We start from the raw sequence: 11,919 nt of genomic DNA on the forward strand, positions 1-11,919 counted from the left end.
CTCGACGACACCACGGCATCACGGCCAGGGCAGGAACCCCTCGGCTTGGACCATCCACCCTTCCTTCGGGAACGATCCCGTTGAGGCCATGAGTGACACAGCGGCGAGCAACGACCCGTTCCCGGGCAGGTAGACGGGCAGGATCGAGCCGATCTGTGCGTTGTGACCAACTGCGGAGTACGTGTTCTTGGCCTCGTCCCTGAGCAAGGCGTCGACGGCGAGATCCAGCCGTCCGATCCGTGCAGCAGTCATGGCCATGACCGGGAAGTCCCACCCCCAAGCCGACGACCAGTCCCACGCCTCCCACACGCTCGTGAGCGTGGCAGCCATCAGGTCCTGATCGATGATCGGTGTCGGCGGCAGGAGACCGAGAGCAGCGAGGAGCGACGGGTGGTCGTCTCGCCGGAGATGCGGATCCGTTGCGATCGCGGCGTAATGCTCGCCCAGGATCCCAGGCATCGCCAGTCGGGCCTGGACATCGGCCCAGTCTCCTCTCCGGGGGCGTCCTGACCGCTCCTGCCAACGCTGCGCGAGCTCCAGTCCCCACCACCAGTACGCCAGCTCGAACGTCGGGTCCTCCGTCGTCGCGGTCTCGTAGAACTCCTGGGCCGGCATGAGGGGTGCGGGGAGGTGGAACACACCGTCGCGCTCCTCGACGAACGACGCCATGAACGCGGCCGTGTCGTCAACGACCTGCGTGAAGTCGTCGAGGAGCTCCGCGTGGCGGTCGCCTGCGGAGCTCGTCCAGAGGAGCTCCAGCAGGTACAGCAAGTGCGGCTGTTGCCAGATGAGGAGTGAGCCGGTGGGATCGGGGCTCTCACGTCCGTCCGGTCCGACCTGCTTCGGCCATCGCAGACCCTCGTACCCCTGCATCCGGGCGGTTTCCCGCGCTGAGTCAGCGATCGACAGGTACCACGGGAGGCTCCGCGCGAGGAGTTCCGGTCTACCCCAGGTGGCGAAGTGGGCTGCATGCCACAGGTGCATCTCGAGGTGGAACTTGCCCTGCCACGAGTTCGTGACGAGCCCCGTCTCCTGGGGAGGGAGGGTGCCGGCTGCGTGCACGGCAGTGAGGTACTGCGACAGCACCACGCGCCGCTCGAGCTCGTCGGCTCGTGCGTCCGTGCTGCCCGTGAAGTCGATCGCAGCACCGGACTGCCAGAACTCCGCCCAGTGTTCGGCTGAGTCGGCAGCGACGACGGAGAACGGGACGCGCTCGTCGGCCGGTTCGTCGGCGGCGTCCGGGCTGAAGGTCGCGACGATCTCGATCCGCTGGGCGTACGACGACAACTCGAACGTGTGCGGTTCCGCTGCGGCGGTCAGCCCTGCGGAGCCGTGGTCGAGCAAGACGTCGTAGGTGGTGCCGTCGATCTCACGACGGAGGCGTGTCCTCCCTGTGTCGCTCGGCAGGACGTCGGTGAGGTGTCGGTCCGGATGCGCCCAGTCGTCCGTGTGGAAGAACCCATCGCTCGGGTACGGGAACCGGACTCCGACCCGCAGCAGACCTGCGTTGATCAGCGCGGACTCGACACGGAACGCGACGGTGGCGGTGGACGGCGAGGCGACGGTGGTCACCGTGACCGGTTCGCCTGCGAACTCGAACGTCGAGGTGATCGTTCCGGTCCAGAGGTCGAGGCGCTGCGATGGGTCCTGCAGGCCAGTGGGGTCGTCCAGCCATGGGCTGTCCATGGTCTCTCGGAGGAGCAGACCGATCCGTCCCAGGTCGATCCGTTGCGGATTGGCGTTCAGCCATGCGCCGGCGAGATGGTCTGCAGGGAGCGTGCCCTGCATGGCGGCCTGCATGTCGAACTTGTCGGCGTAGCGCACCGTGCCCCGGCTGGTGGTGTGCTCGCTGAGGGCATCGTCCAGCACGAAGCCGTTCGGGTTCGGCATCTCGTGCCAGCCCCAGTTGCTCATCGTGGCCGTGTTGATCACGGTGGGTCCGCGTGAGGCGGCCCCAGGGTCGCCTGCTGCTGTGGCCCGGGTCATGGCGGCGAGCGGGTCGTGGAACGTCGTGAACGTCTGCATCCCGGTGATGTCGCAGGTGTACGCGAAGTCACCGTTCCCGACGGTCAGCACGTGGTCGGGACGCGCCTCGGTGAGATGCACGTCGTGACGGGTGACGAGCGCGTGGCGGTCGATACCGGTCATGGGCACTCCTGCGATGTCACGGTCACGGCGACGGGTTCCAACCCAGCCGAGGTGGCGGTGACGGTGATCGGGCCCGCACCGGTCGGTCGGACGACCGCGAGGATCCGACCGTCGAACGTGTCGTGAGTGTCGCTGTCGTAGCGTTCCGGGTTGTCAGGGCGGGCGCTGCCGTACCCCTGGAGCACTCCTGCACCCTCGACGGTCACCGTCACGGGTCGGTTCTCGGTCGTCGCCAGGATGCCCTGCTCGTCACGGATCTCGATGGTGACGAAGGACAGGTCGGTGTCGTCCGCACGGATCGTGGTGCGGTCCGGCACGACGTCGAGACGCCGTCGCTCCGAGGCGGAGACCACCTGGCTGCGGGAGTGTTCTCGTCCGCCGGTGTAGCCGATCGCGGTGATCTCCCCGCGTGCGTACGGGACGTCGAACCGAGCGAGGAATGCGTGATCCCGGCCGGCGGGCTGACGGCCTGCCGAGACGCCGTTGACGAGGATCTCGACCTCGTCGGCGTCGCTGTAGACCTCCACCTGTGTCATCGTCTCGTCAGGCACGTCGAAGGTCCAGCTGGAGAGGGTGTCGCTCCACGCCCACATGCCCTGACTGGTCGGACGGCCGAAGTGCTCGGGACGGAGAACGGCGATGTACGGTTCGTGGCGCAGACCGAAGACGGTCTCGCGGTAGTAGGAGATGGTGCGGCGGTGACCGCTGATGTCGATGTCCCCGACCCAGGCTGTGATCCAGGGGAAAGGAGCCTCGAACGCGGGCGGCTCGTCGGTGTACTGGACGCGGCCGATACCGACTTCGCCGAGGTAGTCCCACCCGGCCCAGGTGAAGTCACCGAGGACGTGCGCGTTGTCCTCGACGAGTCGCCAGTACCGCGCGATCTGCGGTGGGAAGGTCTCACTGCCGACGATCACCCGGTCCGGGAACAGGTCCTTATCGACGACGTAGCGGGCGTCGCCGTAGTTCAGCCCTGCTACGTCGAGGACGGAGAAGGACTCCTCCGTCTTCGACGTGACGAGCGGGGAGGCGCTCACCTGGTTCATGAAGTCGGCCGCTGAGCTCATCAGGCCGTTGACTCCGCCCTCGGCGGCGCCACCCTGGTCGCTACCGTGGGCCTCCATCATCTGGACGACATCCCGCAGCACCGAGACGAAGCCGTTGATACCGTTCGTCACGAAACGGGTGTGGTCCAGGGACCTGACCTTCTCGGCGAGCCTGCGGCCCCACTCGGATCCCAGCGGATCACCGGTCTCGAGGATCTCGTTGCCGATGGAGTAGAAGACGACGCTCGGGTGGTTGTGGTCCTTCGCGACGAGCGCCTCGACGTCGCGCTCCCACCATTCGGGGAACGCCAGGGCGTAGTCGAAGGTGGACTTGCCCTCGGTCCACATGTCGAAGGTCTCGTCCATCACCAGCATCCCGAGGCGGTCGCAGGCGTCCAGCATCGCCGGGCTCAGAGCATTGTGCGAGCTGCGGATCGCGTTGAACCCGGCGCGCTTCAGGATCTCGATGCGACGTTCTTCCGCTCGTGCGATCGTCGCAGCACCGAGGATCCCGTTGTCGTGGTGGACGCAGGCGCCGCGGAGTTTGACGCGCTCGCCGTTGATGCGGAGGCCGTGTTCAGGGTCGAGCTGCAGCGTGCGGACACCGAACGTCGTCTCGCGGACGTCGAGCGGTTCGGCGTCGTCCTCCGTGCCTCCCGACGTGACGCGCGTGGTGGCCCGGTACAGCGTCGGCGTCTCAACGCTCCACAGGGACGGTCGCGTGACGTACAGGCGCTGTCGTGCGACCGCTGAGCCACCCGCCCGCACGGTGACCGGCGAACTCCCACGAGCGACGATCGCCCCCGTCGCATCGGTGATGTCGGTCGCGACGACGACGGTCCGCGTACCGCCGCTGTCGTTCCTGATCTCGGCGGCCACTTCGACGACAGCGCGCGCGGGTTCGATGTCCGGGGTCGACACCCGGAGTCCGGCCGGGGCGATGTGGACCAGATCGGTGACGATCAGGGCGGTGTCGCGGTAGATGCCCGCGCCGGTGTACCACCGCGAGTCGTCGTGGGCGCGTGCATCGACCCGGATGGTGTTCGCTTCCCCGTAGCGCAGGTACGGGTCCAGTTCGACCACGAAGGTCGAGTACCCGGATGGGCGCTGGGCGGCGAATGCTCCGTTGACGAAGACCATGGCGTCCCGGTAGACGCCCTCGAACTCGACCGAGACGCGCTTCCCCCGGTACTCCGCCGGCACGTCGAACACCTTCGTGTACTCGTACACCCCACCGGGGAAGTAGGCGCTGCGTCCGCCCTGGGGTTCGTCAGCCGAGCGCTCCCGCGTGATCGTGGCGTCGTGGGGCAGCGTCACCGGGACTCCGGCGCCCTGCGGGTTCTGGAGTTGCGCGTACGGGCTGACCTTCGGCCGGACGGTCCAACCCAGGTTGAAGGAAGTGGTGGTCATGCGAGTTCTCTCTGTCGTCCTTCGGCCTCGATCGCTCGAGGCGGTACCAATCGCTGCGTCGTCGGCTAGACGACGATGAGCTCGGTCATGAGCGTGGCCTGCGAGCTGCCACCGATCCAGATGTCGAACACGGTGGCGTCCTGGACCCAGCCCCCCGTGACCGCGCTCCAGTAGCGGAGCTCGTCCGGGCCGAGCGTGAAGGTGACGGTCTTCGTCTCCTCCGGAGCGAACGCCAGGCGCCGGAACCCCTTCAGCTCCTGCACTGGTCGGGAGGACGTGCCGTGTCGCTGGTGGATGTAGAGCTGCACCACCTCGTCCGCGGCGCGGTCGGAGGTGTTCGTGACCTGCACGGAGACGGTCGCCGTGTCGCCTCGAGCGACCTGGTCACGATCCGTCCGCAGCTGGTCGTAGGTGAAGCTGCCGTAGCTGAGTCCGTGTCCGAACGGGTAGAGCGGGGTCGACTCCTCGTCCCAGTACCGCTTGTCCTGGTCCTCGGGCTGGAAGGTCCGGAGGTGCGAGTAGACCATCGGCACGTGACCCACGTGGCGGGGCCACGTGAACGGCAGGCGCCCGGCCGGGGACACGTCCCCGAAGACGACGTCGGCGACGGCGTCACCACCGCGACTGCCCGGATACCAGGCCTGGAGGATCGCCGGGACGTTCTCGTCCGCCCACCGCAGGTCGAGCGGTCTGCCCGACATCACGACCAGGACGACCGGTGTGCCCGTCGCCGCGATGCGCTGCAGCTGCTCGAGTTGCCGGCCGGGGAGGTCGAGCGTCGACCTCGAGGCGTTCTCGCCGATCTGGTTCTGCCGCTCCCCGACGACCACGACGGCGACGTCCGCGTCCGCCGCGATCGCGACCGCGCGATCGATCTCCGCGTCGTCGTCGTGGTCGGCTGGCGTGTTCACCACGGTCGGGTCCGAGCGATCGAACATCGACGCGAACTCGCGGGACGGGATCCCCGCGCCCGGTGCGAACCGGACCTCGCCGTCCGCTCGCGCCGTGATCCCCTCGAGGATGCTGACGGTCTCGTCCGTCGCGTGGGCGAAGACCCAGGGGCCGAGGGTGTCGCGCTTGCTCTCGGCCAGTTGCCCGATGACGGCGATGGAGCCGGCGGTGCTGGCGGCGAGCGGCAGAGTGCCGTCGTTCTTCAGGAGCACGATCGTCCGCTCTGCGGCGACCCGCGCCAGTTCGCGGTGGTGCTCGGTCGACAGGATCGCGTCGCTGGCCCCGGCGTCGACGTACGGGTGCTCGAAGAGCCCCAGGGCGAACTTGACCGCGAGGATCCGGCGGACGGCGGTGTCGAGGACGTCCTCGCTGACCAGCCCTCGGGCCACGGCGTCCGGCAGGCGGGAGAACGCCGGGTCGAACGTGCACATCTCCATGTCCAGCCCGCTGGTGATCGCCCTCACAGCGGCTTCGGTGGGCGACGCCGCGAAGTGCTGGGTCTCCATCGACTTCACCGCGTTGGCGTCGGAGACGACGAAACCGTCGAAGCCGAGGTCGTCCCGGAGGAGGTCCGTGAGCAGGCGCGCGTTCCCGCTCGCCGGTACGCCGTTGAAGTCCATGTAGGCGCTCATGACGTTCTGCGCGCCGGCCTCGATCGCCGCTCGGAACGGAGGCAGGTAGACGTTGTGGAGTTCGGAATCGGACACCTCCACGTCGTCGTAGTCGCGGCCACCGCGGGCGGCGCCGTAGCCGACGAAGTGCTTGGGACCCGCGAGCACGTTCTCGGAGCCGAGATCGCCCTGGAATCCGCGGACTTGCGCTGCAGCGACGGCCGCTCCGAGGTGCGGGTCCTCGCCGGCGCCCTCGATGATCCGACCCCAGCGAGCGTCTCGGGCGATGTCGACCATCGGTGCGAACGTCCAGTGGATGCCGACAGCGCGGGCCTCGCGTGCCGCCACGGCCTGCGATGCGCTGATCGTCCCTTCGTCCCAGGACGCGGCCAGGGCGATCGGTAGCGGGAAGATCGTCCGGAGTCCGTGGATGACGTCGAACCCGAAGAGGAGGGGGATCCCGAGGGGTGCGGTCTCGACCGCGAGCTTCTGCAGCCGATTGGCCATGTCGGCCTTGGTCACGAACAGGACTGAGCCGGCGTGGCCGGCGGCGATCGCGTCCTCGACCATCTTCGGTTGCCGCAGGTACGCCTGGTGTTCCGGGGGGAGCGAGTCGATGTCGAGGTCTGCCGGTGGCTCGCCGAACCCCGCCAGGTAGAAGTACTGGCTGAGCTGGCCCGCCTTGTCCTCGACGGACATCCGGCCGAGGAGGTCGTCGATTCGTTCATCGACGGGTCTGGCTGGGTCGAGGTGGGGAGCAGGGTACGTGCTCATGGGGTCGCTTCCAGGTCCACGGCGTTGCTGCGGGCGATGCCACCCAACCAGGCGAGGCTCGGTTTGGGATGGCGGGAGAAGTCGGAGCGATCGACGGCGATCAGTCCGAAGGTGGGTTCCCAGTGGCCCCACTCGAAGTTGTCCAGTGCCGACCAGTGCAGGTACCCGCGGACGTCGACGCCGTCGGCGACGGCCGCGAGCAGACCCGCCAATGCGCCTGTGGTGTAGGAGATCCGCTGGTCGTCGTCCGCCGTGGCGATGCCGTTCTCGGTGACGAGCGCCGGCACACCGGCGACGTCGGCTGCGTGGCGCAGGGCGATGCCGAGCGATTCCGGCCGGTAGGCGTCACCGGTCAGGGTGTTGTCGGGGTGCGGGGCTGCGGTGACGAGACCGTTCTCGTCGACCTCGCGGGTGGAGTACGCCTGCACGCCGATGAAGTCGTCGCCGCGAGCCGCCTCCAGGTAGAGGTCTTCGCGTGCGGAGCGCTCCCGCTCGAGGTGCTCGGCGTTCTCGGGTGTCGCCCACAGGTTGAGGCACGCGACTGTCCACCCGACGTTCGCGTCGGTCCGCTGCCGCAGCACGTCCCGCGCGGCGTGGTGCGCCTGGACGAGCCGCTGCCCGACCTCGAGGGTCGGTGCGGGGATGACGACTCCCTGCCGGGTCTGCACGGTCGGTGTGGCGAACGCGGGGACCGCGTCGGGGTTGATGGCTCGGGACATGAGCACCATCAGCGCGAGCATGTTGGGCTCGTTGATCGTGCAGACCCACTCCACGCCGTCCAGGATCTCAGCGACGCGGGAGACGTACGCCGTGAAACGGGCGATGGCTGTGTCGCCGAGCCAGCCGCCCTCCTCGACGAACCACCGCGGCGCCGTGAAGTGGTGCAGGGTCACCACCGGAGTCAGGCCGAGCCCGATCGCCGTGTCGATCATGCGCCGGTAGTGCGCGAGTTCGGCGACCGAGAACTGGCCCGGCAGCGGCTCGATGCGCGCCCACTCGACCCCGAAGCGGTAAGCGGTGAGGCCGGCGTCGGCCAGCAGCCGCATGTCCTCCTCGAAACGGTGGTAGCTGTCGACCGCGTCGCCGCTCGGCCCGAAGTGCGGCATCATCTGCTCGTACGTCCACCAGTCGCTGTTGATGTTGTTGCCTTCGACCTGGTGTGGCGCGGTCGACGCGCCCCAGAGGAAGGACGTGGGGAGTGTGCTCATGGAACGCGGTCTTCTTTCGTCGTGGACTGTGGACTGTGGACGGTGGATGGTGCCGACCCGTCCCGGCGGTCGTGTCGGCGTCACCGCGGGACCTCGATGCTCGTGGTGGACTCGAGTGAGCGTCGGCCGAGGCTGATGGGCAGGATCGCCGCGGCACCGAGAACAGCACAGACGCCAGCAACGATGTAGACGGCCGTGTAGTTGCCGACCGCGATCGCCACCACGGCACCTGCCAGGAAGGGGCCGACGGCCTGGGGAATCTGGTTGGCGAGGCCCAGCGTGGACAGGAACCGTCCGTTCTGGTCCTCCTCCTGCGGGAGGACGTCCAGCTGGACTGCCTGGTCGACGGCGCCGTAGACGCCGATGGCGAAGGACCCCAGGATCGAACCGAGGACGAACTGCGGGATGCTGCCCGTGGTGCCGACGATCAGGGCGGCGACGCCGATGAGCAGCGCACTGACCAAGAGGAAGGGCTTGCGGCTCCCGACCTTGTCGGACACCCAACCCGAGCCGATCGCTCCGATGATGGAGGTGGCCACACCGGCGACTCCGGTCAAGGCCACCACTCCTCCGACTGCTGCCGCGTCCAATCCGAGGCGCGACGTGAGCAGGAACACGGAGTAGATGCTCGTGAATGCGAGGGAGAGGAAGACGAGCGCCTTGCTGAGCCACACCCACCCGAGGTTCGAGTACTTCCGCGGGTTGAACCAGAACCCGTTGAAGATCTCGCTCATCCGGACGGCGACCTTCGGAGTGGTGACGACCTCGTCTCGCATCACGAGGACGAAGACGAGGCCGCCGATCAGCGCGAGGGCGCCGGGGACGAGGAACATTGCAGCGGGGGACTCGTGCAGTTGTGTGGCGACGAGGATGCCCATGATCGGGCCGATGTAGGTGATGGATCCGTTCAGGCCCATGACGCGGCCGCGCTGGTTCTCGGGGAGTTGGTCCCCGAAGAACGCGAGGATCATGATCGCGGTGATCGTGTACCCGATGTAGGCGACGGTCCACCCTGCGATGAGCGCGCCGAGACTCGGAACGACGGCGATGATGACCGAGCCGGCGGCGCCGGTGGCGATCCCGGCCAGCAGCCACGGCCGCCGGCGCCCCCAGGCGGAACGCGTTCTGTCACTCAGGACGCCGACGAGTGGCGTGATGAGGATGACGATCGCGCAGGGGATGCCGATGGCGAGCGACAGCGCGGTGTCACGGGACTCCGGCGCGAGGTCCTGGATGCGAACCGCGAGCGAGTAGGACGACGGTGCGACGAAGGCGATGTACAGGGTGAGTTGTGCGATGAGGGCCGGCAGGATGCGGCGCTTCGGCATCCGCCCCTGGTCACCTCGTGCGGATGGAGTGGAGCTCGCCATGCCCAACTCCTCGGCAGCACGCTCGAAGGCGGCTCCCGCGGTGCCCGAGGCGTTGGGGGGAAGGGACGTCGGATCGGGCGCGTCTGTCATTTCATAACCTCGTTGTTGTGAAGAAGAGAGCCAACTCGCGGTCCGCCGGACCGAGGAACGTCGCATCACAGCGCACGACACCAATCTAGCGACCACTAGATAAGACCTAGTGGTCGCTAGATTAGCGCCGATCGTGCTGCGAATACAATGGGTCCGGACAACAAGTCAGGGAGTAGCACGTGACGACAGCACCCCCCAGGGAGAAGCGGACGCAGACCCGTCTCGCTCCCGAGGTCAGGCGGCGCCAGATCGTGACCGAAGCCACGCGGCTGATCTCGGTCGCCGGCTTCAACGCCGTGTCCCTGACCGATGTCGCTGACGCGTGCGGTATCCGCGGCCCCTCGGTCCTCCATCACTTCCCGTCGATGAACGACCTGCTCGCGGCCGTACTGGCCTACCGGGACGAGGTCGACTCGACGGACCCGCCCGCCTCGAACGCGATCTCCACGCCGGAGTCGGTCAAGGTCTTCCTCCGGGGGAGGGTGCTGCGCAATCTCGAGCGCGGTCAGCTCGTCCGGCTCTACGTCGTGCTCGGCGCGGAGGCGGTCGATCCGGCACACCCTGCTCACCAGTACTTCGTCCGACGAGAGCAGTCGACGTACGAAGGCTTCGAGCGACTGGTCCGGTGGAAGACGCACCCCGACCTCGCTGCGCGGGAACTGCTCGCGTTCTGGACCGGGCTCGAGCGGCAATGGGTCATGGACCCGTCGGTCGACTTCCTGGCGGTCTGGGACAACTTCGCGGACCGGTTCTTCGTCGCGTCCTGAGTGTCCGTGCGCGAGCCACAGGACGTTCGGTGTGGATGGCCCGCAGCGGATCACGCTGGGTCGACACCGTCCGCCGCACCGGCGCCGGGGGTCCACCGCAGGATCCGCTCCGCGGTGCCGCCGAGGACGGCGTCGCGCTCCGCGGCACCCAGCTCGGGGTTGTCACGGACGGCGTGGAGCACCTCCGACCAGCGCATCCCGGGGAGCGCGGTGTGGTCGCCCGCCCACATGATGCGTTCTGCCCCGAAGGCGTCGAGCGCGCGGCGCAGATGGGGACGCGTCCCGAGGAACGGGTACTGCTCCGACCCGAACACCACCTGCTCGTGGCTCCACTTGAGGGCGACGTTGCCGTGTTCGGCGAGCGAGAGGACGGCGTCGAAGGGGTGCGTCCTCCCGTCGCCGGGCTCTGCGCTCGGCGACGGGACCGGCAGTCCGGGTTGCGGCATGCCGCAGTGGTCGATGACGACCGTGAGGGCGGGGAACCGACGAAGGTACCCGCGGAGGAGGGCTGTGCGACCCGGAGTGTAGACGAACACCGGAAGTCCCACGTCGGCGGCGAGGCCGAAGAGACGGTCGCAGGATCCCTCGGCGAAAGCCCTGGCGGCCCCCTCCGACCACGTCGGCAGGACCCGGAGCGCCTTGACGTGGGGTTCCGCCGCGAGCGCGGGGACGAGCCATGACAGACCGTCGTCGTCCGGATCCACGCGCACGACGGTCGCGAAACGGTCCTCGTGCAGGAGCGCGGCGGTCTCGGCCGTCGGGAAGGCGCTGCGCCAGGCTCCACCGGGCAACCGTCGGCCGGGCTCGAAGAAATCCGGGTGCCCGGACGGGTGCCGTGCCCAGAACTCGTCCACGAGGACCGAGTCGATGCCCAGCGCGTCCATGGAAGCGAGGGTGGTGTCGATCTGGCCTGGCCCCAGGTGCAGCTGCGAATCGATGACCCGCATCACAGGGACCCCGCGGTCACCAGTTCCAGCTTGACGACCATCGGCTTGTCGTACCCGGGGACGTCGGCGAAGTGGTTGAACTCCGTGACCGGGATCACCACGGTCGCCTCCGGGCCCGCGCCCTTCGGCGTCATGGACATGCGGTAGGTGTGCGCGGTGACACCGTCAGCGACGATGCAGCGTTCGATGACGCCCATCTCCATGTCGTAGGCATCGCGGAACCCCTTCATCTTCGACTGGTACGCGCTGAACACCTCCGGAGCATCCCCGCTCATCGCGATCATCTCCGCATCGGGGTGGTACAGCTCGTTCGACCACGCGACCCAGTCCGCGTACCCCGGCTTCCACGCGTCCCACGCCTCGTACAGTCGATCCTTCGCCCGCTCCGAGAAGCTCTTGGTCATGACGCTCTTGTCCATGGTTGCTGTCCTTTCATCCGGAAGTCGATGAACCGAGCGTTCCAGCGGAACACCTGGCGTACCTAGTCCGAGTGGAGCGGCCGATCTCATCGGAAGGGAGTACGCATGGAACGCGTCCGGGTCTACGATCCGCGATCGAACACGACCGACCGGGCGCGGGCCTGGCGTCCTGACACCG

General features: G+C 68.1%; 8 protein-coding genes. 1 reads left to right on the forward strand and 7 read right to left on the reverse strand.

The window, feature by feature from the left end; all coding sequences use genetic code 11:
- Positions 1–18 precede the first annotated feature (18 nt).
- The 5 genes from DEJ31_RS08365 to DEJ31_RS08385 all read right to left on the reverse strand — a co-directional run bounded on the left by DEJ31_RS08365 (position 19) and on the right by DEJ31_RS08385 (position 9,518).
- A complete protein-coding gene (locus DEJ31_RS08365; protein ID WP_111121618.1) occupies positions 19–2,148 on the reverse strand; it encodes a hypothetical protein in 2,130 nt (709 codons plus the stop codon).
- Positions 2,145–4,604, reverse strand: a complete 2,460-nt coding sequence (locus DEJ31_RS08370; RefSeq protein WP_111121619.1) for a glycoside hydrolase family 2 TIM barrel-domain containing protein — start codon at positions 4,602–4,604, stop codon at positions 2,145–2,147. The genes DEJ31_RS08365 and DEJ31_RS08370 overlap by 4 nt, the downstream gene beginning before the upstream one ends.
- A gap of 65 nt (positions 4,605–4,669) precedes the next feature.
- Positions 4,670–6,940 (reverse strand): glycoside hydrolase family 3 N-terminal domain-containing protein, encoded by a 2,271-nt coding sequence (locus DEJ31_RS08375; protein ID WP_111121620.1) that lies wholly within the window; start codon positions 6,938–6,940, stop codon positions 4,670–4,672.
- On the reverse strand, positions 6,937–8,148 hold the full coding sequence (locus DEJ31_RS08380; protein WP_111121621.1) for a family 1 glycosylhydrolase: 1,212 nt from the start codon (positions 8,146–8,148) through the stop codon (positions 6,937–6,939). Before DEJ31_RS08380 ends, DEJ31_RS08375 begins: the two co-directional genes overlap by 4 nt.
- Before the next feature lie 80 nt (positions 8,149–8,228).
- Positions 8,229–9,518, reverse strand: coding sequence for an MFS transporter (locus DEJ31_RS08385; protein ID WP_181433479.1), 1,290 nt, complete (start codon positions 9,516–9,518; stop codon positions 8,229–8,231).
- 269 nt (positions 9,519–9,787) lie between these two features.
- Between DEJ31_RS08385 and DEJ31_RS08390 the strand changes: the two genes are divergently transcribed.
- On the forward strand, positions 9,788–10,375 hold the full coding sequence (locus DEJ31_RS08390; protein ID WP_111121623.1) for a TetR/AcrR family transcriptional regulator: 588 nt from the start codon (positions 9,788–9,790) through the stop codon (positions 10,373–10,375).
- 50 nt (positions 10,376–10,425) lie between these two features.
- Here DEJ31_RS08390 and DEJ31_RS08395 read toward each other — a convergent pair whose 3' ends face one another.
- Both DEJ31_RS08395 and DEJ31_RS08400 read right to left on the reverse strand, forming a co-directional pair.
- A complete protein-coding gene (locus DEJ31_RS08395) occupies positions 10,426–11,259 on the reverse strand; it encodes an amidohydrolase (RefSeq protein ID WP_146243120.1) in 834 nt (277 codons plus the stop codon).
- Positions 11,260–11,321: 62 nt separating this feature from the next.
- On the reverse strand, positions 11,322–11,741 hold the full coding sequence (locus DEJ31_RS08400; RefSeq protein WP_111121625.1) for a hypothetical protein: 420 nt from the start codon (positions 11,739–11,741) through the stop codon (positions 11,322–11,324).
- Between the last annotated feature and the right edge of the window lie 178 nt (positions 11,742–11,919).

The organism is Curtobacterium sp. MCPF17_031, from assembly GCF_003234035.1.
Taxonomy (GTDB): Bacteria; Actinomycetota; Actinomycetes; order Actinomycetales; family Microbacteriaceae; genus Curtobacterium.

What these genes read in the sequence shown, in the direction of transcription:
- DEJ31_RS08380 (WP_111121621.1), bottom strand. Translation starts at nt 8,148, where the DNA reads ATGAGCACACTCCCCACGTCCTTCCTCTGGGGCGCGTCGACCGCGCCA.
- DEJ31_RS08400 (WP_111121625.1), bottom strand. Translation starts at nt 11,741, where the DNA reads ATGGACAAGAGCGTCATGACCAAGAGCTTCTCGGAGCGGGCGAAGGAT.
- DEJ31_RS08365 (WP_111121618.1), bottom strand. Translation starts at nt 2,148, where the DNA reads ATGACCGGTATCGACCGCCACGCGCTCGTCACCCGTCACGACGTGCAT.
- DEJ31_RS08385 (WP_181433479.1), bottom strand. Translation starts at nt 9,518, where the DNA reads ATGGCGAGCTCCACTCCATCCGCACGAGGTGACCAGGGGCGGATGCCG.
- DEJ31_RS08375 (WP_111121620.1), bottom strand. Translation starts at nt 6,940, where the DNA reads ATGAGCACGTACCCTGCTCCCCACCTCGACCCAGCCAGACCCGTCGAT.
- DEJ31_RS08395 (WP_146243120.1), bottom strand. Translation starts at nt 11,259, where the DNA reads ATGGACGCGCTGGGCATCGACTCGGTCCTCGTGGACGAGTTCTGGGCA.
- DEJ31_RS08370 (WP_111121619.1), bottom strand. Translation starts at nt 4,604, where the DNA reads ATGACCACCACTTCCTTCAACCTGGGTTGGACCGTCCGGCCGAAGGTC.